This is a genomic window from Kitasatospora sp. NPDC056181 (genome assembly GCF_042266225.1).
GTDB lineage: Bacteria > Actinomycetota > Actinomycetes > Streptomycetales > Streptomycetaceae > Kitasatospora.
Genome location: NZ_JBHJUK010000006.1, coordinates 46,634 through 67,753 on the forward strand (window position 1 = coordinate 46,634; position 21,120 = coordinate 67,753).

Genomic DNA, 21,120 nt, shown 5'->3' on the forward strand with positions numbered 1-21,120 from the left:
GCAGTCCCGGGTAGCCACGAATCCTGTTCCGCCGGGCATGCACCGGTGCTCGACTCGGCCAACCCGTCCGGCGCCGCCGGCCGGCCCGACGCCCGCGTCGCGCCCGGTGGGCGGCCAACATGTCGCGATCCCAGGCGTACCAAAGGCGTCGCTCGTCACAGCAGTTGGTCGAATGCCCGGTCGGCGTCGCCCACGGCCTCGGGGTGGACGTCGCGGGCGGATCGACCGTCTGTGATCTTCACAGGGCAACCCTGCGCCGCCCCGCACACCCGCCCGTCCACGCCCGCTGTTGTCGGCGGCCCCCGTTACGGTCGTCCCCATGAACACCGAATCCGCCAGCCGGTACGAGCCGTTGCCCGGACGGGTCGGCCACGTCGCCGCCATCGAGTCGCTCACGCTCGACGGACGCCGCCACTTCTTCGGCTTCGACCACCGCAGCGACCTGGTCGTCTCGCCCCTCATCGACGACCCGGACGCGATGGCCGCGTTCGCCGCCGCCCACCTGCGCCAGAGCGACGGCCCGCACGATCCGGCGTACTGGGCCACGCTGGTCGCCGAGGCCGCGGAGGGCTCCGGCCTGGTCGAGGACGACGCCGAGCGGACGTTCACCACCGACGGCCTGCGCACCGAACTCCCGGAGCCGGGCGGCCATCTGCTCTACCTCCTCGACGCGGTCACCGAGCTCGACGAGGATGCCGGCCTGCCTGCCGACGTCGAGCAGGCCTGCGAGCGCCTGGGCTACCCCGGGCCGGACGACGACGACTTCGCCGACACCGTCGACGACTGCCTGGAGACCGTCATCACCCACGGCCCGCTCCACCACCGCGACGAGTGGACGGTCGTCCGCGGCTGCCTCGCCGCCGCGATCGACACCGTCCCGGACAACTGGGGCCTGCTGTTCGGCCCCCTCGCCGAGGGCCTGGCCCGCACCCACTGAGCCGCCACCCCGGAAGCCGTCACCTCCGGACCACCTCCGGACCACCTCCGGGCCGGACCGGCCGGCGTCACCCGCAGCCCCGCCCGTGCGGCACCGAGCACCACCGCCGTACCAGCACCACCGCCGTACCAGCACCACCGCCGCACCGAGCGCCACCACCGCACCGTTCGGTGGGCCCGTGGGACAGGGCTACGGGGCGCTCGCACCTCCGCCGACACTGACCAGTCCGGTCTCGTAGGCGGCCACCACGGCCTGCGCCCGGTCCCGGAGGCCGAGCTTGGCCAGGACACGGGCGACGTGCGTCTTGACGGTCGCCTCCGAGAGCTGGAGCCGGGCCGCCAGTTCGGCGTTGCTCAGCCCTCGGCCGAGCAGGCCCATGACCTCCAGCTCCCGGGGTGTCAGCGCGGCCAGCGAACGGTGCAGTGACGCCGTGTCGCAGTCGCGGCGGGCGAAGCGTTCGACCAGGCGACGCGTGATGGCCGGGGCCAGCAGGGCGTCGCCGGTGCGCACCAGGTGGACGGCGGCGGTGAGGTGCTCCGGGCTGACGTCCTTGAGCAGGAAACCGCTCGCGCCCGCCGAGAGCGCGGCGTAGACGTAGTGGTCCAGGTCGAAGGTGGTCAGGATGAGCACCCGGGGCCCGTCGGTCGCATCCGTGACGATGCGCCGGGTGGCCTCCAGGCCGTCCATGTCCGGCATCCGGATGTCCATCAGCACGACATCGGGCCTCGTGCGGCGGACGGCTTCGACGGCCTCGACACCGTTGGCGGCCTCGGCCACCACCTCGATGCCCTCGGACATCAGGATCAGCCGGAAGCCGGTGCGCACCAGCACCTGGTCATCGGCCACCACGACGCGCAGCGGCTCGGTCACGGGCCCTCCAGGGGTATCAGCGCGCGGACCCGGTAGCCACCGCGCGGACGCGGTCCGGTCTCCAGGGTGCCGCCGTGGACGGCGAGGCGCTCGCGCAGGCCGATCAGCCCGCGTCCGCCGCCGGTGGCCGCGGCGGCGCCGGGACGGCCCCCGGTGTCGGTGATCTCCACCCGAAGCCGCTCGGCGGTGTACTCGACGCTCACCTCGGCGGTCGCGCCGCCGGCATGCTTGATCGTGTTGGTCAGCGCCTCCTGCACCACGCGGTAGGCGGCCAGTTCGACCCCCGGCGGCACCGCGCGCGGTGGCCCCAGCACCGTCAGCTCCACCGGCAGTCCGGCCCGCCGGACGCCGTCGACCAGGGCATCGAGCCGGTCCACGCCGGGCTGGGGTACCAGATCCGCCGCGGCGTCGGGGCCGTCGGAGTCCATGGTCAACAGGCCCATCACCTGGCGCAGTTCGGTCATCGCCGCCCGGCCGCCGCTCTCCACGGCGAGCAGGGCCTCACGGGCGAGGTCGGGCTTGCTGTCCATGATCTTGCGGGCGGCACCCGCCTGAATGACCATCACCCCGACGTTGTGGGTCACCACGTCGTGCAACTCTCGCGCGATCCGCGCCCGTTCGTGCTCCACCGCCCGGTTCAGCGCCTCGACCTGCCCCCGCTCCAGGGCCAGGAGCCGTTCCCGCTGCTCGTCGACCCGGCAGCGCCACTGCCGGATCTCGTACGCCACCGCGAGCACCGGGATCAGCACGAGCAGCGCGACCACGCCGTTCGGGAACTCCGGCAGCTTCGCGCCGGTGAACAGCACCACCAGCCCGGCCGCCGCCACCGGCAGACTCGCCAGGGTGGCCGCCCGGTGGACGCAGTGCACGGTGGCGCTGTGGATCGCCACCAGGCAGACGACCCCTTCCCAGTACCCGAGGTCCCCGGAGAGCCGCCCCACCGGCACGGCGAGGACCAGCACGGCCCACAGCACCGCCAGCGGGAAGCGGCGCCGGAGCACCAGCGGCAGCGGCGCGAGGAGCGCCAGGAGCGGCCGGCCGAACCAGCCGACCGGACCGTCGATGATCAGAACGTACCGGGCGCCCACCAGCGCCAGGACCAACGCCAGCGCCGCGTCGGACCATCGGCCGCCGCGTGGGGTCGGGCGTGGTGGGAGGAACCTCGTCACCGGACGATTGTGGCGGACCCCGCCGTCCCGGCGCATCCTTCCCCGTGATCATCCGCCTGCGACTTTCGGATACATCGCAAGGATGACACCGGGCGGCATGCTCCCGGTGCGGTACGCGAATTGCCCCGCCGGAGCGACGTGCCCGGCAGGCCCTCGGCGCCAGGCTTCACACCGTCACACAGCAGCGGACCGAGGGAGAAGACCCATGACCGTGCCCGTGATCGAGTTGACCGGAGTGAGCCGCCGGTACGACGAGGGGCCGCCGGCCCTGGACGCCGTGTCGCTGACCGTGGAGGCCGGGGAGTCGGTGGCGGTCCTCGGACCCTCCGGCAGCGGCAAGTCCACCCTGCTCAATCTGATCGCCGGCCTGGACCGGCCCTGCGCGGGCTCGGTCACGGTGGACGGCGTCCGGGTGGACCGGCTGGGCGAGGCCGGCGCCGCCCGCTACCGCCGGGCCAAGGTCGGCATGGTGTTCCAGTTCTTCAACCTGCTGGACGACCTGACGGTGACCGAGAACGTGATGCTCCCGGCCGACCTGGCCGGAGTGGAACGTGCCGAGGCACGACGCCGCTCGGCGGAGCTGCTCGACGTGCTCGGGATCGCCCGCCACGCGCGCGCCCACCCGTCCCGGCTGTCAGGAGGGGAGCGCCAGCGGGTCGCAGTGGCCCGCGCCCTGATGAACCGTCCGGCCCTCCTGCTGGCCGACGAACCGACCGGTGCGCTGGACTCCGCCTCCGGCGAGGACGTCGAACACCTGCTCACCCAGCTGAACGAGGACGGCCAGACCATCGTCACCGTCACCCACGACCTGGCGCTGGCGCGCGCCTGCGCGACCCGCACCATCAGCATCGTGGACGGCCGGATCGCCACCGACACCCGGACGGAGGTCGTCCGGTGAAGGGGGTCGGACGGGTGGTGCGGTCGGGCGTGCGCCGCCGGAGGGTTCAGACGGTGGTGATCGTGCTGGCCACGATGATCGCGGTGACGGCGTCCGTCCTCGGCGGATCACTGCTGGTGGCCTCCGGCGCGCCCTTCGACCGGGCCTTCGCCGCGCAGCGCGGGGCCCATCTGACGGCCGAGTTCGACGCCGCCCTGGCCACCGGGCCACAGCTCCGGGAGACCGCCCGGGCGGCCGGCGTCACGGCCGCCGCAGGCCCGTTCCGCACCACGACGGTCGACCCGCAGGCGGACGTCGACCTTCCCGCCGGTATGTCCCTGCCGCCGCTGCGGATCGTCGCCCGGGCCGACCCGGACGGCCCGGTCGACCGCGTCACGCTGCTCCGGGGAAGCTGGCCGGCGGGCCCCGGCCAGATCGTCCTGTCCGTCGACTACGACAGCCCCGTCGGGGAACTGGGCACGGTGCTGCGCCTCCCCGGGCTCCCCGGCGGTCCCGCGCTCACCGTCGTCGGCTTCGCCCGCTCGGTCGGCCGCAGCGGCGACGGCTGGGTGGCACCGTCCGGCATCACCGCGCTGACCGGCCCCGGCACCACCGGCGGCTACCAGATGCTCTACCGCTTCGCCGCCGCGGACACCGAGGCCCGGATCGCCGCCGACCGGGCCGCCCTCACCGCGGCAACCCCGGCTGGGGCGCTGCGCGGCACGCAGTCCTGGCTCACCACCAAGCAGGGCTCCGACCGCAACACCGCGCTGTTCGTGCCCCTGCTCATCGCCTTCGGCCTGCTCGGCGTCCTGATGTCGCTGCTGATCGTCGGCGTGGTAGTCGCCGGGGCGGTCGGTACGGCCACGCGGCGCATCGGCATCCTCAAGGCCGTCGGTTTCACCCCGGCCCAGGTGGTGCGCTCCTACGTCGGCCAGGCGCTGATCCCGGCGGCGGCCGGCACCGCGCTGGGCGTCGTCGCAGGCAACGCCCTGGCCGTCCCGGTGCTCTCCGCCACCGCACAGGTCTACGGCACCACCGGAACGGTCGTGGCGCCGTGGGTCGATCTCGCCGTCATGACGGGCGCGCTCGGCCTGGCGGCTCTCACCGCGTGGGCCGTCGCACTGCGGGCCGGCCGGCTGCGCACCGTCGACGCACTCGCCGTCGGCCGGACCACGCGCGGCGGACACGGGAGGCGCGTCACCCGGCTGACCGCCCGGCTCCCGCTCCCCGGCCCGCTCGCCCTCGGCCTCGCGCTCCCGTTCGCACGCCCCGCGCGGGCGGCCGGGATGCTCGCGGCGATCGTGTTCGGCACCGCCGCAACCACCTTCGCCGTCGGCATCACCGCCACGACGAACTGGGTGCAGGCCGCCAAGAACCACGACTCCGGCGACGTCGCCGTACACCTTCTCCCCCGGCCCGGCACCTCGTCGCCCACCAGCGATCCCGCCACCCTGGCCACCGCGGTCGAACGGGCGGTCAACGGCCGGGCGGAGACGGGGTCGTACTACAGCGTCGGGCAGACGGAGGTGACCGTCGCGGGCGTGGCCGGCACCACCAGGGTCTTCGCGTTCGACGGTGACGCCTCCGGGGCCGGCTACCGGATGGTCTCCGGACGCTGGTTCCGGAGCCCCGGCGAGGCCGTCGCCCCGTCCACCTTCCTGACCGCGGCCGGCGCGCGGGTCGGGGACACCGTCCGGCTGGAGGACCACGGCCGGACGGTCCCCGTCCGGATCGTCGGCGAGGTCTTCGACCCGCACGCACAGACCAACGAAGTCCTCGCCCACGCCGCGACGTTCACCGACGTGGTGCCCCGCGGCTACTACGTCACCGTGCGGCAGGGCAGCGACGTCGCCCGCTACCTCGACGGGCTGAGCGCGGAGCTCACACCGCTGGGCGCCACCGTCGAAACCGGCCGGGCCACGGGGTCGAGCGACGTGATCGCCGTCCTCGACACGCTGACCGCCCTGCTCACCCTGATGCTGGTCGCGGTGGCGGGCCTGGGGGTGCTCAACACCGTCGTTCTCGACACGCACGAGCGCGTCCGTGAGATCGGCATCGCCAAGGCGCTCGGCATGACGCCCGGTCAGACCGTCGCGATGGTCATGGCATCGGTCACCCCCGGCGGACTGGCCGGCGGCGCCATCGGGCTGCTCGCGGGCGTCGCCCTGCACGCAGTCACCGCGCCGGCCATGGGACACCACGCCGGGCTGCACCTCCCCGGCCCGGCCGTCCACGTCTTCCCGGCGGCGGAGCTCGTCATGCTCGGCGCAGGCGGCCTGGTGATCGCCGTCGCCGGCGCGCTGCTGCCCGCCGTCCGGGCCGCGCGCGCCCGTACGGTCACGGCGCTGCGCACCGAGTGACGTCCGAGGTCGGCGGGCGACCGCGATCCGGGCCTCCGTGGTGCACGACGTGCGAGCACCCGCTCGCTCGCAGCGCCCTCCGGCAGGCCACCCGACGGTGTCCCCCGTCGTGAGCCGGAACGTCTCCGGCGCCACCCTGCGCACCGGCTCCGCTCCCGTCCGTCGGGCGCCACAGTACGCGGCCGTACCGACGCTCGGTCCGGAGCCGAGCCCCGAGCAGCACGCCGCCCCGCCCCGGACGGGCATCCGGGCCGCTCGGCGGGCCGCCGTCGCCGCCCCGCCACCGCTGCTCGTCCCGCCGCCCCGCCACCGCCGCTCGTCCCGTCGGCCGGGGCCACGCCGTCAGGCACGACGGTGGTGGGCGGGGCCGACAGGACGGGCCCGCCCACCCGGTCGGCCTTGACAGCGGCGTCGGCCGGACGTAGATCGGAAGGCATGAGTCGGTACGAGCCCGTGGATCAGGCAGGACCGCATGCCGGGGCCACCTCGGCCCGCCCGGACGCGGGCGCCGCGGCGGGAGTCGACCGTCCCGGGCACGCGGCCGGTGCGGCGGCGGCCGGCAGTCTGCAGGCGGAATGCGAGGACGCCCTGGTGACGGCCGTGGTCAAGGCCGTCGGGGAGAGCGCCGCCCACGCCGGCAGCGTCTTCCTCCGCTCCCGGGACGGCCGCTCGATCGTACTGGCGGCCACGTGCGGCACACCGCCCTCCCTGCTCGGCGGCTGGTGGCTCATCCCGGTCAACAGCCCTCTTCCGGTGGCGGTGGCCTACCGGTCGGGCCGGACGGTCCACCTGGCCGACGCTGAGGAGACGATGCGGCGCTATCCCCAGCTCTCGGTGGCCCTGCCGTACCGGTTCGGCTCGGCGTCGGTGCCGGTCAGGGCGGGGCCGGAGAGCCTGGGGGCACTGGCGGTGGTGTGGGCGGCGACACCCGGGCACGCGGGGCTGTCCAGAGCCCAGCTCCGCCACCTGCGGACCATCGCCAACCACCTCGGCGCCACCCTCACCGACCTCCGGTCCCGCGGAGGCACCCCCGAGTACGACGCCACCACGGTCCCCCTCCAGGTCCCGGCTCCCGACGTACCGGCGGTGCGGGTCGGCCTCTTCGACTGGCGGCTCGACACCGGGGCCGTGGTCGCCGACGACGAGCTGTGCGCGATCTTCGGCCTCGCGCCCGCCGCGTTCGACGGGCGGGCCGAGACGCTGGCCTCCCGGCTGCACCCCGGCGACCGGCTCTCGCTCCGGGCCGCGGCCCGCGCGGCCATCACGGACGGGAGGGTGCTCGCCCGGCGACTGCGCGTCCGCACGGCGCAGGGGTACCGCACCGTGGAGCTGTGGGGTCGCGTACCGGAGGCACCCGGGAGGGAGGTCCGCTCCCACCTGGTCGGGAGCGTGCTCGACGCCGGGGCCGGCGCCGCGGCCGTCACGGCGGTGGAACGGCTCCGGGACGGGCTCTTCTCCCTCGCCCCGGACGGCCAGGTCACCTATGCCAATCGCAGTCTTGAGCAGTTGCTCGGGGTGCCCGGCCCGGAGCTGCTCGGGCGCTGCCTCTGGGACGTCCTCCCCTGGCTGTCCGATCCCACCTACGAGGACCGGCACCGGGCCGCGATGGTCTCGCAGCAGCCCACCACCTTCCTGGTCTGCCGCCCGCCGGACCGGTGGCTGGCCTTCTCCCTCCATCCGGACGCGAACGGGGTGACCGGCAGAGTGGTGCCCTCCGGCCCCCCGCAACCGCCGGCGCCGGCGGCCGGGCCACCGGTGGGCTCCGAGGAACCGACCGGTGCTCCACCCCCTCCCGGGCCCGGGCATTCCGCCCCCGGCCGGCCGACGGCCCGGACCGCACCCGCGCGCCTCGGCGCCATCTACCGCATGATGCAGCTCGGCAGCGCGCTGACCGAGGCGGTCACCATGGACGAGGTGTGCGAGGTCGTCGCCGACCAGCTCCTGCCGGCCTTCGGCGGACAGCACCTGGCCGTCTACGTGATCGAGGAAGGCCGGCTGCACCTGCGCTTCCGGACCGGCCACCACGACCGCCTCCTGCACCGGCTGGAAGGCAGACCGCTCAACGCCCCGCTGCCCGGAACGCAGGCGCCCGCTTTCGGCGTGCCCCTGTTCATCGAGTCCCGGGGGGATCCCGTCGACGCCTTCCCGGCCGACTCCGTGGAGGGCGTCGGGGCCTGGGCCTACCTGCCGCTCATCGCCTCCAACCGTCCCGTCGGCGCCTGCATCCTCGGCTTCGACGACATCCACCACCTCACCACCAAGGACCGCGGCATCCTGACCGCGCTCAGCGGCCTGATCGCCCAGGCACTCGAACGCGCCCGCCTCTACGACGCGAAGTCCGCGCTCGCCCACGGCCTGCAGACCGCGCTCCTCCCCCACCGCCTGCCCGTCCTGCCGGGCATCCGCACCGCCGGCCGGTACCTGCCCGGCACCAGCGGGATGGACATCGGCGGCGACTGGTACGACGTGATCCCCACCGGTGACGGGGTGGCCCTCGTGGTCGGGGACGTCGAGGGCCACAACATCGCGGCAGCCGGCACCATGGGCCAACTGCGCAGCGCGGTGAGGGCTTTCGCCACGGCCGGTCACTCACCCAGCGCCGTCCTGGCCGGCACCAACCGGATCCTGGTCGACCTCGATCCCGGACTGCTCGCCAGCTGCTGCTACATCCGCGTCGAACCGGGCACCGACCGCGCCTACGCCGTCCGCGCCGGGCACTGCCCGCCCCTGCTGCGCCGCCCCGACGGCAGCACGGACGTCCTGGAGCTGGCAGGCGGCCCGCTCCTCGGTGTCGACGGCACCAGCACCTATCCCGAGACCCGGCTGGACCTTCCCCGCGGGTCGATCCTCGCCCTCTACACCGACGGCCTCGTCGAGGAACGCGGCAGCGACATCGATCTGGGCATCGACGACCTGCGGGCCTCGCTGGCCCACGCCCGCGCCGGAGACCTCGAGGAGCTCGCCGACCAACTGCTGCGGAAGGCCCGACGCTCCCCGCGCCGCTCCGACGACATCGCGCTGCTGCTCACCGCCTACCGCCCCGAGTAGGGACGGTGCCTCCGCCCCGGGTGGGGACGGTGACTCGCGCCCCGAGTGGGAACCGCCGCCGACACCGCGGACTCGGACCGAATACCGGTACCGGGGCCCTCCGGCGGCCACCATGGGAGCGTCCGCGTTCTCCGGCTGCTGTCGAGGTGCCCACGTGACTGGCATGACGAGGCTCGTCCCCGTGTCGCTGCGCGGGTACCGGCGGGCGTGGCTGGGCCGCGACGTGCTCGCCGGGGTGGCCCTGTCCGCGGTCGCGATCCCCGAGGTCATGGGGTACACCTCGATCGCCGGCATGCCCATCGTCACCGGCCTGTACACACTGATCCTCCCGGCGGTCGCGTTCGCCCTGCTGGGCTCGTCGAAGCTGCTCGTCGTCGGCGCGGACTCCGCCACCGCGGCGATCCTCTCCGCCGGGCTGCTCGGGCTGGGTGTGAACGGTCTCGTCCCGGGCTCGCCGCAGTGGGTCGGGCTGGCCGGATTGACCGCCCTCCTGTCGGGCGCCCTCCTGGCCGTCGCGCGCCTGCTCCGGCTGGGCTTCCTCGCCGACTTCCTGTCGGCCGCCGTGCTGATCGGGTTCCTGACGGGTGTCGGCGTCCAGGTGTCGACGGCTCAGATTCCCGACCTGCTCGGCATCCCCGGCGGCCGCGGCAACTGGTTCCAGCAGCAGTGGTCCTGGATGTCCCGCCTCGACGAGGTCTCCTGGCGCACCTTCGCCTTCGGCGCCGCCACCATCGTGATCATCGTGGTCTTCAAACGGTTCCTGCCCCGGTTCCCCGGTTCCATCGTGGCGGTGGTCGTGCTGATCGCCGTGTCCACGGCGACGGACGCCTCCGGCCACGGGGTCGCGGTCGTCGGTGCCGTCGAGGGCGGCCTCCCGCCGTTCGGCCTGCCGTCCGGGCTGGCCCCCGGCGACGTGTCCGCGGTCTTCACCGTGGCGGTCTCCTGCTTCGTCATGATCCTGGCGCAGAGCGCGGCCACGTCGCACAGCTTCGCGACCCGCCACGGCGACCGCGTCGACGTCGACCGCGACCTGGTCGGCCTTTCGGTCGCCAACATCGCCGCCGGGCTCAGCGGGACCTTCGTCGTCAACGGCTCCCCGACCAAGACGGAGATCCTCGACCAGCAACGCGGCCGGACGCAGGTCGCCAACCTCACGATGGCGCTCGTCTCGCTCCTGGTCGCGCTGGTCTTCACCGGACTGCTGGCCGACATGCCGCTCGCGACGCTGGCCGCGATCGTGTTCCTGGTGGGCCTCGACCTCATCGACCTGCGCGGTCTCCGCCAGATCCGCACCCGGCGCCGCAACGAGTTCGTCGTGGCCGTCGTGACCGCCTTCGCGGTGTTCGGCATCGGCGTCGAGCAGGGCGTCCTGCTGGCCCTCGCGCTGTCCCTGTTCGAGGTCGTCCGCCGGGAGTACCGGCCCAAGGACTTCGTCGTCGGCGTCACCGGCGAGGGCGTGCCGACGTACACGGCCGCCGGGCCCGGGATCGAGAGCGCGCCCGGCCTGATCGTCTTCCGTTTCAACGCGGAGCTCTTCTACGCGAACGCGAGCCGCTTCGCCGACGAGGTCACGGCCCTCGTCGACAACGCGCCCGATCCGGTGCGCTGGCTGGTGCTCGACGCCGCGGGCATCGCCGACGTCGACTACTCCGCCGGGATCCGCCTCCACGGCCTGCTCGACTTCCTCGCCGTGCGCGGCGTCACGTTCGTCCTCGCGCGTCCCGACTCCGCCCTGGTGGACACCCTGAAGGTCTACGAGCTCTGGCAGCGGATCCCGCCCGAGAACGTCTTCGGCAACCTGATCGACGCCGTCCGGGCGTATCCGGACGGCGGGCCCCCCGACGCGCCGCCGGACGCGCCCCCCGAGGAGCCGCCGGCCGGGTGAGGCCCGGCCCGGGAGACGCCCTCGGCGTCCGCTGCGGCCACCGCACCCGTCGAACCGGGCCCCCACCGGGGCCCGATCCCGCCCTCAGCCGGGCTGCTGCGCCCGCGACTGGGCGTGCTCCGCCCAGTCCACGATCTGCATCGCCGCTCCGGCGCCCTCCCTGCCCTGGCAGCGGGCGTGGTGGCGGAGGGCGATGTCGTCCAGGGCGAGGTGACGGCCGAAGGCCGGGTGGCCGGCCAGTCGGCGGGCGTAGGCCCACACCCGGGTGTGCTCGGCGATGCGGTGCACGGCGGCGGCGTCGAGGTGCCAGCGGTGCACGGTGTCCAGCTGGACCAGGGTCACCCAGAGCCGTACGTCCGCGAGGGTCGGCTCCTCCCCCAGCAGGTGGGCCCGGTCGTCCAGGCGGCGCTCGATCCGGGCCAGCCCGTCCATCAGGACGTGCAGGGCCGTCCCCCGCGCGGCCGGGTCGGTGTCGGTCCGACCCGCGGTCTGGGCCGGGGCGTTGATGCTCCGCTCGCACAGCAGTCCGACCGTCTCGATCGCGGTCTCGGCGCCACGCGGGTACAGGTCGGGTCCGGCGAACCGCCGGGCCAGGTCGGTGAGGATCCCGGCGGGGTCGGTGCTGACGATCCGTCCGCTCCAGTCGTCGCTGAGCACCGGTGCGGTCGCCGGACCGGGGTGACGATGCGAGCTCGCCTCGTACAGCGGTCGCAGCGCGAGGTAGCCGTCGTCACCCGCGTCCGGCAGGGCCGGCAGCAGCGTCACCGGAAGGGTGTCGTCGAGGCCGAGCAGGCTGTGGGTGACGGCGATCCGCAGACCGTCCGGACAGGAGAGCGCGAGGTGGAGGCGGTAGCGGTGGGGCGCGGGGTAGTACCCGCTTCGGGCATCGTGGCCGATTCGCCCACGGAGGGAGGGCTCGACGGAGGGGAACGAGGAGGACATGGGTCTCCCGGGCGTCGGAGGTACGCGGACGCGCGTACGACTGATCGGACTGATCGGACTGATCAGGCGGGGTGAGGAGCGGGGTGAAGGGCGGTCTCAGGAGAGGCAATCGCCCCGTGGGCTCGGACGGGAGTGGTCGCCGGACGGGAGAGGCGGCCGCCGGACGGGACTGGTCGCCGGACGGCGGGGAGCCGGCACTCAGGCCATGCTGCTGCACACCCGCTGCAGATCGATGTGGCGACGGTGCGTCAGCACCGGGAGCAGCCGGACGGCGTGGGCCACGCCGTCGGTCACCGGCTCCACTCGCCTCACGGCTCTCCCGCCCACGCTAGAGGATCTGCGTCTCGGAGTCTCTTCCCGCATCGCCGCCGCGTCAAGGGTTGCGGCAGCAGGGAACGGCTGCGTCCCGCATGGTGGGACGTCGCGTCCCGCTCACCTGGACGATCGGGGCCGTGGGCCGCACCCGCCGATCGGCAGGTGCGGCCCGCTGGACCGGCTCTCCTTGAACGTCGGTTGCCCCCGCCCCGGGCGGAGATGCCGAGGCGGGGGCGTCGTAGGGCTCGGTCCGGCGTCGTCGGCCCCGGTCTTGCGTCGTCGGCCTCGGTCCGACGTCGTCGGACTCAGTCTTCGGTGGGGCCCAGATCGGGAGTGTCCCGCAGTTCCACGGTGCGGGTGGTCGAGCCGTGCAGTTCGAGCACCGTGATCTCGTTCCGGCCGGCCGTCAGGACCGGCGCGGGGACGTAGAGCGTGGTCTGCGGGCCTCGGGACCAGTACCGGCCGAGTGCGAAGCCGTTGATCCACACCTGGCCCTTGGTCCAGCCGTCCAGGGCGATGAAGCCGTCGGCCGGCTGCTCCAGGTCGAGGTGTCCGCGGTGGAAGGCCGGGCCGACCGGGGGAACGGCGGGCTCGAACGCGGTGAAGGAGAGCCCACGCAGATCGTCGAGGGGCAGCGGCCGGCTGGACCAGCCCTCCGGGGCCAGGCCGTTGACGGTGACCTCTCCGAGCAGCCCCTTGCGGTCGTGCATGCCCTGCCCGTAGTTGACCCTGCCCTGGTTCTCCACCAGCACGGCCAGGTGCGCACCGCCGCGGGGCACGTGGAAGGCGAGGGCGCGCTCGTGACTCTCGCGCTCCAGGACGCCGACCGGCTGGCCGTCGACGAAGACCTGGGCGCGGTCGCGCACCTCGGCGATGCGCAGGACCGCCGGCCCGGCCACCGGGAGCACCGTCTCGTACAGGACGAATCCGAAGGACTGGTCGAGCTCCTCCATGAGTTGCGGGCGGTCGGCGTGCACCGCACTGCCGAGACCCTCGCGGTGGTCCAGGAGGCTTGCGCAGGCGGTGAGTTCGACGACGGCCGGGGCGAGTTTGGGCGAGGGGGCGGGTACCGGCTGCTCGGGGACGGGCGCGTACCTGGCGATGACCTCACGGAAGGCGGCATACTTGGGACCGGGGTCGCCCGCCTCGTCCAGCGGCGCGTCGTAGTCGTACGAGGTGACGGTGGGACGGTACCTGCCCTTGTCGTTGGCGCCGTTGGTGAGGCCGAAGTTGGTGCCGCCGTGGAACATGTAGATGTTGACCGAGGCACCGGCCGCGAGCAGCCGGTCGAGGTCGGCGGCGGCGTCGGCCGCGCTGCGGGTGACATGGGTGCCGCCCCAGCGGTCGAACCAGCCGATCCAGAACTCGCTGCACATCAGCGGCCCGGACGGCTGTTGCGTGCGCAGTTCGGCGAGCCCGGCGTCCACCCGGCTGCCGAGGTTGACGGTGCGCAGGACGCCGTCGAGGCCGCCGCGGGCCAGGTCGGAGGGCTGGTCGCAGGTGAACAGCGGCACGTCCACTCCGTGCCGGTCCAGCATCTGCGCCAGCTCCGCCAGGTAGCCGGTGTCGTCGCCGTACGCGCCGTACTCGTTCTCCAGCTGGACGGCGAGGATCGGGCCGCCGCGGGTGGAGAGGTGAGGGAGGACGGACGGCAGCAGGGCGCCGAGGTAGTCGTCGACCGCCTTCAGGTAGCGCGGGTCGCGGCTGCGCAGTTCGACGTCCTCGTCGGCGAGCAGCCAGGAGGGCAGGCCCCCGCCCTCCCACTCGGCGCAGATGTACGGGCCCGGGCGCAGCAGCACGTACAGGCCTTCGGCGGCGGCCAGGTCGAGGAACCGGGGCAGGTCGAGACCTGCGTCCAGCCGGAACTCCCCGCGCCGGGGCGCGTGGAGGTTCCACGGGACGTAGGTCTCGACCGTGTTCAGCCCCATCAGACGTGCTTTGCGGAGCCGGTCGGCCCACTGCTCCGGGTGGACGCGGAAGTAGTGCAGCCCGCCGGAGATGATCCGCAGCGGTCGGTCGTCGAGACGGAAGCCGTCTGCGGCGATCTCCAGTCGTGGCATTGCCGTGGTGCTCCTTGCGGTCGGGGCGGTCGTCAGGTCAGCTCAGGGGGCGGCAGAGCAGGGTGTCGGGGACTCCGCCGTGGTTCCACTTCCAGGTGTAGGCGACGCCGGCGAGGTACTCGTTGTCGGCGCACTGGCCCTTGTAGTAGCCGGGTGCCCAGTCGCTGGCGGTGGAGCCGCCCGTGGCGGGGCGGTTGTCGCCGTGGTCGAACCAGGCGTTGCGCCCGGTGGTCGGCAGCGGAGCCGCGGCGGGCGCGCAGAGCAGGGCGGACATCGCGTTGCCGTGGACGCTGTAGCCGACGGCGTAGGTGTTGTCGGGGCACTGGAGCTTGTTGTAGCCCGGGGCCCAGTCGCCGTGGGTGACGTAGCGCTCGTCGGTGACGGTCACCCAGGCGCCGGCTCCGGCGGCGGGCCGGCCCGCGTCGGTGCACAGGCCGCGGCCGTCGCTGCGGCCGAGGCCGACCAGGCGCTCGGTGTCGGGGCAGTTGCCCTTGCGGTTGCCGTTGGACCAGTCGCCCTGGGCGAGCATGCGGCTGGAGACGTTCTGGTCACCGAAGTCGAGGTCGAGCATGTTCCAGTGGTCGACCGGTGCGACCGGGCCGGTGAGGCCGGGCGCGTTGATCAGCTTGTTCCAGTCGGCGGCCCGCCAGTCGCCGGGGTCGCCCAGGCCGAGCCGCTTGCCGGTGGCGTCGTAGGAGAGCAGGGCCCAGTTGTCCTGCGGCTTGCCGTTGGCGTCGCTCCAGCCGACGACCGGCCACTGGGCGAAGTCGGCGTCGTTCTTCACCAGGATGTCGGTGAAGTTGTGGAACCAGGCTTGTTCCTTGGCGTTGGCCGAGCCGCGGCCGGCCGCGCCGAACTCGCTGATCCACACCGGCGCCGTGAAGTGCTGGCCGGACTGGGTGACGAACAGCGCCTCGTCGTTGACGACCTGGGCGAGCTGTTCGGGGGTGAAGTCCTGGTAGCGGGGGTCGTTGGTGGAGCCCGGGCCGCTTTCCGCCCCGGTGTTGGCGGGCCCGGTGTAGGCGTAGAAGTGGGCCGCGTAGACGAGCTTGTCCGAACGGACCAGCGTGTTCGAGAGGGTGCGCACCGGGGTGAGCATCGGTCGTTCGTGCCAGGTGATCGGGGTCGGGATCCCGGACCAGTTGATGCCCTCCATGACGACCAGCATGTCGGGGTCGGCCTGGAGGATCCGGTTGCCGGCCTCCTCGAACGCGGCGTACTCGTCGTGGCTGTCGCCCATGCCCCAGTTGGGGTTGTCCCAGGTGTCGCGGCGGACCTCGTTGCGCAGGTCCGCGCCCACGACGCGCTTGTTCGCCTGGTAGCGCTGCACCATGAACAGCCAGTCCGCCTCCCACTGCTGGGTGGACTGGCCGCTGTTCCAGCGCTCGTTGCCGTCCAGGCCGCAGCAGAAGCGGTAGCTGGTGGTGTGGTTGTTGAGGATGACCGCGAAGCCCTCGGCGGTCAGTGCGGCGACCACCGCGTCGTAGACCTGCAGCGGGGTCTTGCCCTTCAGCTGCGGGTTGGCGGCCACCGCCGCGTCCGGCACGGTGCTGGTGTCGTGGATCATCGCGTTGGCGAACGGCAGTCGCATGCTGTTGAGGCCCAGGCCGTGGAAGTCGGCCAGGATCTGCGCGATCGGCGTCCGGTCCAGGCCCAGCGGGATGTTGTGCGACACCTGTCCCGCCTGGTTGTGGGCGGGGTCGTTGACGTCCCCGCTGCCCTCCCAGGTGCCCTGCGCGCCGGCCCAGTTGCCGGCCTTCAGCTTGAAGCGGTCGCCGTTGGCGTCGACGATGTACCGGCCCCGGGTGCTGAGCGGACCGGTCCACGACGCCGCGAGCTGTGCCCCCGTCATGGCGGAATCGGTGGTCGGGGCGGTGGTGGGGGGCGCTGCGGCGGCAGCGGGTGTCCCGCCGAGGGCGAGGGCCACCGCGACGGCCGCGGCGGGCAGGGTTCGGGCGAAGGAGCTTCGGACGGTGGGAGGCGGGCTGTCTGACCTCATGGTTTCCCCTCCAGGGTGGGGTGGGGCCTCGGATCTTCGGATGGTGCGGCCCGGACCGGCGGTCCGGAGTCAGGGGGGCGGAGCGGGGGCGGCTCAGCCCTTGAGTCCGCTGGTGGCGATGCCTTCGACGATGTAGCGCTGGGCGACCAGGAACATGGCGACCAGCGGGGCGATGGTCACGACGGCTCCGGCGAACAGTCCCGGCAGGTTGATGGTCTGGGAGGTGAGGAAGGTCGACAGGGCGATCTGGGCCGTCCACGCCGACGGGTCCTGGCCGATGACGAGCGGCCACAGGAAGGAGTTCCAGCTGTCGATGAAGGCGAGCGCGCCGAGCGAGGCCAGCATCGCCCCGGACGACGGAAGCGCGATCCGGCGGTAGAGGCCGAGCCAGCCGAGCCCGTCCAGGCGTCCGGCCTCCTCGATCTCGGTGGGGAACTGGAGGTAGAAGTTGCGGAAGAGCAGGACGGCGAAGGGGTTGAACAGCCCGGGTGCGATGATCCCCCACAGCGTGTTGACCCCGCCCATGGAGCCCACGAGGACGAAGGTGGGCACGAACGTCACCGAGCCGGGGATCATCAGCGTGGCCACCACCAGGGCGAGCAGGACGCCTCGCCCGGGCACCGGTATCCGCGCGAGGGCGTACCCGGCGGCGGAGGCGAGGACCGTCGACACCGGGGCGGTGATCGCGGCGATCAGCAGCGAGTTGCCGAGGGCCTGGCCCATGTGCAGGGCGGGGTCGCTGAAGAGCCCGCTGAAGTTCTCCCAGTGCATGGTCGACGGCCACCAGGTCCAGTCCGGTGACGTCAGGCCCCGCGTGTCCATCAGCGCGTTGCGCAGCATCAGGTAGAAGGGCGTCAGGAAGACGGCCGTCAGCAGGCCCGCCAGCACCCCGCGCGCGCACCGGCGAAGTACCCGCGGCAGCTCTCGCGTGTGTCGCATTCCGCTCACTCCTCCCCCTTGCCGAAGCCGGTGACCCGGCCCTGGAGCAGGGTCGCACCGACGATGACGGCGGTGAGCACGAAGGCTCCGGCCGATCCGAGGCCGTAGTTCTGGGCGCCCATCGCGGTGTCGTAGAGATAGACCAGCGGGGTCCGGACCGGGGCGGTCGCCGCCCCGGACAGCCCGCTGTTGAACAGGTTGTAGAACTCGTCGAACGCCTGGAAGGCGGCGATGAACTGCAGCATCAGGACGGCCACCGAGGTGTTGCGCAGCATCGGCAGGGTGATCCTGCGCAGCAGGCGCAGGCCGGTGGCGCCGTCGAGTGCGGCGGCCTCGTGGATCTCCTTGGGGATGCCCTGGAGGCCGGCCAGGAAGAGCACCATGTAGAAGCCGACCTGGAGCCAGAGGCGGAGGGTGACGAGGACGACCCAGTACAGCGGCGGCGAGGTGGTCTGCAGCCACGGGACGGCGGACATGCCGAACCATCCGCCGATGCTGTTGGCGATGCCGGCCGGCAGCCCGTTGAACAGGCACATCTTCCACACCAGGGACGCCGCGACGTAGGAGACGGCGGCCGGGATCAGGAAGGCGGTGCGCAGCAGGGCCCGGCCGCGCCGGATCCGGTGCACCAGCAGTGCGAGTCCCAGCGAGGCGGCGAACGTCACCGGCACGATGAACAGCGTGAACAGCAGGATCTGGACGAGCGATCTGCGGAACACGGCGTCGGAGAGCAGTGCCTGGTAGTTGTCCAGGCCGACCCAGTGGCCCAGCGCGATGGTGCCGCGGGCCTCGCTGAGGCTGAGCAGGAAGCTCCAGCCGATCGCGACGTACTTGAAGACGCCGAGGCCGATCAGCAGCGGTCCGGCGAGGAGTGCGAATGCTCCCCAGGCACGCCGGTCCGCGCGCGGCCGCCGGGTGGGGGCGGTGCCCCGCGGCCCGGCCGCCCGGCTCCCGGCCGTTCGGCTCCCGGCGCGCCGGTCGTGAAGCACGGCCGGGGATGCGGGCTTCGTCATGCGCGCTGCTTGTCGATCTCGGTCTGGGCCTGCCTGGCCGCGTCGGCCAGGAGCGGGGACGCGTCGCCCTGCCCGCTGACGATCTTCGCCGCGGCCGCGCTGAACAGGGAGCTCACCGCGGTGTTCCAACTGCCGGGGTTGTGCCGGCCGTACTTGGCGGCCAGGTCGACGGTCTCCTTGGCGGCGCCCTGGGTGACCTTGTCGGCGGTGGCGGCGACGGACTTGCGCGGCGGGATGTGGAAGCCATAGTTCTCCGACCAGTCCTTCTGCAGGTCGGTCTGCTGGATCCAGAGCCACTGGACGAACTTCTTGGCCGCGTCGACGTTCCTGCCCTTGGCGTTGACGCAGCTGGTCCAGCCGCCGACGCGCACGACGGGCGTGCCGCCGGCCTTGTAGGCGGGCCAGGGCAGGACGCCGAAGTCGTCGCCGAGCGCGGTCTTGACGGCGGGCATCGACCAGAGGCCGCCCCACTGCATCGGGACGACGTTCTGGGTGAGGGCGGCGGGATCCCACCAGTCGGTGGTGAAGCCGAGGAGCAGGGACTGGTCGTCGTGCAGGCGCTTGAGGCCGCCCACGGCCTCGGCGGCCTGCGGGGAGCCGAAGGCGGCCTTGCCGTCGGCGACCAGGTCGCCGCCGTTGGACCACACCGCCAGGATGGCGCTGTCTCCCAGGCCGTCGTTGCCGAGGAACAGGCCCTTGGTGTTCTTGGTGGTCAGGGCCTTGGCCGCGGCGGCGAGCGCGTCGAAGGTGTCGGGCGGGGTGATGCCGGCCTTGGACAGGGCGCTCTTGCGGTAGTAGAGCATCATGACGTCGTCGATCATCTTGACGCCGTAGAGCTTGCCGTCGACGGTCGCCGTGTCGAGGTCGCCCTGGTTGAAGTCGGACTTGGCGCTGCCGTAGAGGTCGTCCAGTTGGGCTATCTGGCCGTGCCAGGCGAGGCTGTCGTTGAAGTCGCCGATCTCGAAGACGTCCGGGGCCGCGTCGGTGAGCAGGGTCGCGTTGAGCTTGCCGGTGTAGTCGCCCGGGGTCCAGGTGATCTTGACCGCGATGTCCGGGTTGGCCTTGGTGAACTCGGCCGCGTAGCGGGTGAGGGCCTGCTGGGTGCCGGCCTCGCCGTAGGCGTGGGACCAGACGTTCAGGGTGGTCTTCGCCCCGCCGGAGGCTGCGCCGGTCGGGTTGCTGGTGCAGCCGACCGCTGCTCCGGCGACGAACAGGATGGATCCGCCGAGGAATCCTCTGCGGCTGAGCCGGGATTTCTGTGCGTTCACGTCGCATCCTTCGGGCTGAGGGTGTGGGGCTGGGGGGTGGTCGTCCGGCGTGGCCGGTGTCCGGCGTTCACGGCCGGCAGGCGGTGGCGGACACCGGTCGTGCCGCAGGCTCGGATCGGGCGGTCGGTGGATCCCGGGCTGCCAGGGGTCGGCGTGGTGACGATCGGCCGGAGGCCTTCAGGGAAGCAGGGCCTGGATGCCGACGACGGCGGCTCCGCGGGCCCACTCCTCCCACGGGAGCGGACGCAGGGTCAGCGGACACCTCGCCGCCGCCTTGAAGCAGTGGGCGGCGTAGGCCTCCTTGATGTGCGTTCCGAAGAGGTCGTAGGTGTCGAGTCCTTCGCCGGTGACGACGACGCGCTCGGGGCCGAGCAGGTTGACCAGGGTGGCGATGCCCGTGCCGATCGCGTGGCCGGCCCGGGCGAAGGCGTCGCGGGCGGCGGGTTCCCCGCCGCGGGCGAGCTGCACGGCACCGTCGAAGTCGAGGTCCGGGTCGCCGGTGGCGCGGCGGACGGTGGCGAGGATGGCATCGCTGGAGGCGATGGCCTCGACGCAGCCGACCTGGCCGCAGTGGCACCGCGGCCCGGACGGGTCGATGCTGATGTGCCCCATCTCGCCGGCGACGCCGTACGCGCCGGTGACCAGCTCACCGTTGACGACGATCCCCGAGCCGATGCCGGCTCCGATGGTGACCAGTGCGAAGTACTCGGTGCCGATGCCCTCCCCGTACCAGTGCTCGGCGGCGGTGAGGGCCTTGACGTCGTTCTCCACGGTGACGATCAGGCCGGTCGCCGCCGCGACGGTCTCGGCCAGCGGCACGTCGTGCCAGCCGGGGAGCACGGAGTAGCGGACGCGCCCCCTGGGGCGGTCCACGTCGCCGGAGACCGCGATGCCCAGGTGCCGGGTGCGGGCCCGGTACTCGGGTCTCGCGTCGAGGAGTTCGGCGACGAGGTCGGTCAGCAGCGCGCACACGGCGGCGGGGTCGCGCTCGCCCAGCGGGCGGACGGCGGTGGTGCGCATCCGGGCCCGCAGGTCGCAGACCGTGCCGAAGAGGGTGTCGGCACTGATCTTCACACCGACGAAGAACTCCCGGTCGGGAGTGACGGCGAGCGGGTTGACGGGACGTCCGGCCCCCGGAGCGGTGCGCTCCGGGGGGAGTTCGTGCAGGTAGCCGTCGTCGATGAGCGGCCGCGCGGCCTTGGTCACGGCAGTCGAGGACAGGCCCGTCCGACGGGCCAGCTCCACCCGGCTGAGCGGGCTCTCGGCCAGCAGCATGGCGAGGATGGCGGTTTCGGCCGGAGCGGAGACCAGCGGCTGCGAGTGGTTTGGAAACACGGCGGCAACCTACCGGTAAATAAATAACTTCGTCCAGTATTGATTTCCCGTCAGGACGGTCCTACGCTCTGGCCCAACTCCGGGCGCTTCCAGAGTCGTT

Annotated in this window: 14 protein-coding genes; 5 read left to right on the forward strand and 9 right to left on the reverse strand. The window is 73.0% G+C overall.

The genetic code is table 11. The features are described 5' to 3' along the window. Positions 1-319: 319 nt before the first annotated feature. Entirely contained in the window at positions 320-937 is a 618-nt protein-coding gene (locus ACFC1F_RS04610; RefSeq protein WP_376155625.1) for a hypothetical protein, read from the forward strand. Between the two features lie 189 nt (positions 938-1,126). On the opposite strand, the gene ACFC1F_RS04615 is transcribed toward ACFC1F_RS04610, so the two are convergent. Both ACFC1F_RS04615 and ACFC1F_RS04620 read right to left on the reverse strand, forming a co-directional pair. Next, positions 1,127-1,807 carry a response regulator gene (locus tag ACFC1F_RS04615; RefSeq protein WP_376155627.1) on the reverse strand — a complete coding sequence of 227 codons (681 nt, stop codon included), beginning with the start codon at positions 1,805-1,807 and terminating at the stop codon, positions 1,127-1,129. Next, complete coding sequence (locus ACFC1F_RS04620) at positions 1,804-2,976, reverse strand: sensor histidine kinase (protein ID WP_376155629.1); 1,173 nt, start codon at positions 2,974-2,976, stop codon at positions 1,804-1,806. Before ACFC1F_RS04620 ends, ACFC1F_RS04615 begins: the two co-directional genes overlap by 4 nt. A 205-nt stretch (positions 2,977-3,181) precedes the next feature. Here ACFC1F_RS04620 and ACFC1F_RS04625 point away from each other — a divergent pair, with 205 nt between their 5' ends. The 4 genes from ACFC1F_RS04625 to ACFC1F_RS04640 all read left to right on the forward strand — a co-directional run bounded on the left by ACFC1F_RS04625 (position 3,182) and on the right by ACFC1F_RS04640 (position 11,149). Next, complete coding sequence (locus ACFC1F_RS04625) at positions 3,182-3,874, forward strand: ABC transporter ATP-binding protein (protein WP_376155631.1); 693 nt, start codon at positions 3,182-3,184, stop codon at positions 3,872-3,874. Then, positions 3,871-6,216 (forward strand): FtsX-like permease family protein, encoded by a 2,346-nt coding sequence (locus ACFC1F_RS04630; protein WP_376155633.1) that lies wholly within the window; start codon positions 3,871-3,873, stop codon positions 6,214-6,216. The genes ACFC1F_RS04625 and ACFC1F_RS04630 overlap by 4 nt, the downstream gene beginning before the upstream one ends. Positions 6,217-6,651: 435 nt before the next feature. After that, the gene (locus ACFC1F_RS04635) at positions 6,652-9,264 is read left to right on the forward strand and encodes a SpoIIE family protein phosphatase (RefSeq protein WP_376155634.1); all 2,613 of its coding nucleotides are present in this window, start codon (positions 6,652-6,654) and stop codon (positions 9,262-9,264) included. A gap of 163 nt (positions 9,265-9,427) precedes the next feature. Further along, complete coding sequence (locus tag ACFC1F_RS04640) at positions 9,428-11,149, forward strand: SulP family inorganic anion transporter (RefSeq protein WP_376155636.1); 1,722 nt, start codon at positions 9,428-9,430, stop codon at positions 11,147-11,149. 84 nt (positions 11,150-11,233) lie between these two features. Here ACFC1F_RS04640 and ACFC1F_RS04645 read toward each other — a convergent pair whose 3' ends face one another. From ACFC1F_RS04645 to ACFC1F_RS04675, 7 genes are all read right to left on the reverse strand, one after another. Continuing rightward, on the reverse strand, positions 11,234-12,091 hold the full coding sequence (locus ACFC1F_RS04645; RefSeq protein ID WP_376155638.1) for a glutathione S-transferase C-terminal domain-containing protein: 858 nt from the start codon (positions 12,089-12,091) through the stop codon (positions 11,234-11,236). A gap of 620 nt (positions 12,092-12,711) precedes the next feature. Next, on the reverse strand, positions 12,712-14,466 hold the full coding sequence (locus tag ACFC1F_RS04650) for a glycoside hydrolase family 35 protein (RefSeq protein WP_376155640.1): 1,755 nt from the start codon (positions 14,464-14,466) through the stop codon (positions 12,712-12,714). 37 nt (positions 14,467-14,503) lie between these two features. Next, positions 14,504-16,465 (reverse strand): glycoside hydrolase family 5 protein, encoded by a 1,962-nt coding sequence (locus ACFC1F_RS04655; RefSeq protein WP_376155641.1) that lies wholly within the window; start codon positions 16,463-16,465, stop codon positions 14,504-14,506. Positions 16,466-16,558: 93 nt separating this feature from the next. Beyond that, positions 16,559-17,404: a carbohydrate ABC transporter permease gene (locus ACFC1F_RS04660; protein ID WP_376155643.1), complete on the reverse strand. Its 846-nt coding sequence runs from the start codon at positions 17,402-17,404 to the stop codon at positions 16,559-16,561. A 5-nt stretch (positions 17,405-17,409) separates the two neighbouring features. Beyond that, positions 17,410-18,417, reverse strand: coding sequence for a carbohydrate ABC transporter permease (locus ACFC1F_RS04665; protein ID WP_209414939.1), 1,008 nt, complete (start codon positions 18,415-18,417; stop codon positions 17,410-17,412). Beyond that, positions 18,414-19,685, reverse strand: coding sequence for an ABC transporter substrate-binding protein (locus ACFC1F_RS04670; protein WP_376155644.1), 1,272 nt, complete (start codon positions 19,683-19,685; stop codon positions 18,414-18,416). The genes ACFC1F_RS04665 and ACFC1F_RS04670 overlap by 4 nt, the downstream gene beginning before the upstream one ends. 177 nt (positions 19,686-19,862) lie before the next feature. After that, entirely contained in the window at positions 19,863-21,020 is a 1,158-nt protein-coding gene (locus ACFC1F_RS04675; protein WP_307853303.1) for an ROK family transcriptional regulator, read from the reverse strand. Between the last annotated feature and the right edge of the window lie 100 nt (positions 21,021-21,120).

Excerpts from the sequence above, each read along its gene's own strand:
- ACFC1F_RS04655 (WP_376155641.1), bottom strand. The coding sequence starts at position 16,465 with ATGAGGTCAGACAGCCCGCCTCCCACCGTCCGAAGCTCCTTCGCCCGA.
- ACFC1F_RS04650 (WP_376155640.1), bottom strand. The coding sequence starts at position 14,466 with ATGCCACGACTGGAGATCGCCGCAGACGGCTTCCGTCTCGACGACCGA.
- ACFC1F_RS04635 (WP_376155634.1), top strand. The coding sequence starts at position 6,652 with ATGAGTCGGTACGAGCCCGTGGATCAGGCAGGACCGCATGCCGGGGCC.
- ACFC1F_RS04610 (WP_376155625.1), top strand. The coding sequence starts at position 320 with ATGAACACCGAATCCGCCAGCCGGTACGAGCCGTTGCCCGGACGGGTC.
- ACFC1F_RS04625 (WP_376155631.1), top strand. The coding sequence starts at position 3,182 with ATGACCGTGCCCGTGATCGAGTTGACCGGAGTGAGCCGCCGGTACGAC.
- ACFC1F_RS04665 (WP_209414939.1), bottom strand. The coding sequence starts at position 18,417 with ATGACGAAGCCCGCATCCCCGGCCGTGCTTCACGACCGGCGCGCCGGG.
- ACFC1F_RS04660 (WP_376155643.1), bottom strand. The coding sequence starts at position 17,404 with ATGCGACACACGCGAGAGCTGCCGCGGGTACTTCGCCGGTGCGCGCGC.
- ACFC1F_RS04645 (WP_376155638.1), bottom strand. The coding sequence starts at position 12,091 with ATGTCCTCCTCGTTCCCCTCCGTCGAGCCCTCCCTCCGTGGGCGAATC.
- ACFC1F_RS04640 (WP_376155636.1), top strand. The coding sequence starts at position 9,428 with ATGACGAGGCTCGTCCCCGTGTCGCTGCGCGGGTACCGGCGGGCGTGG.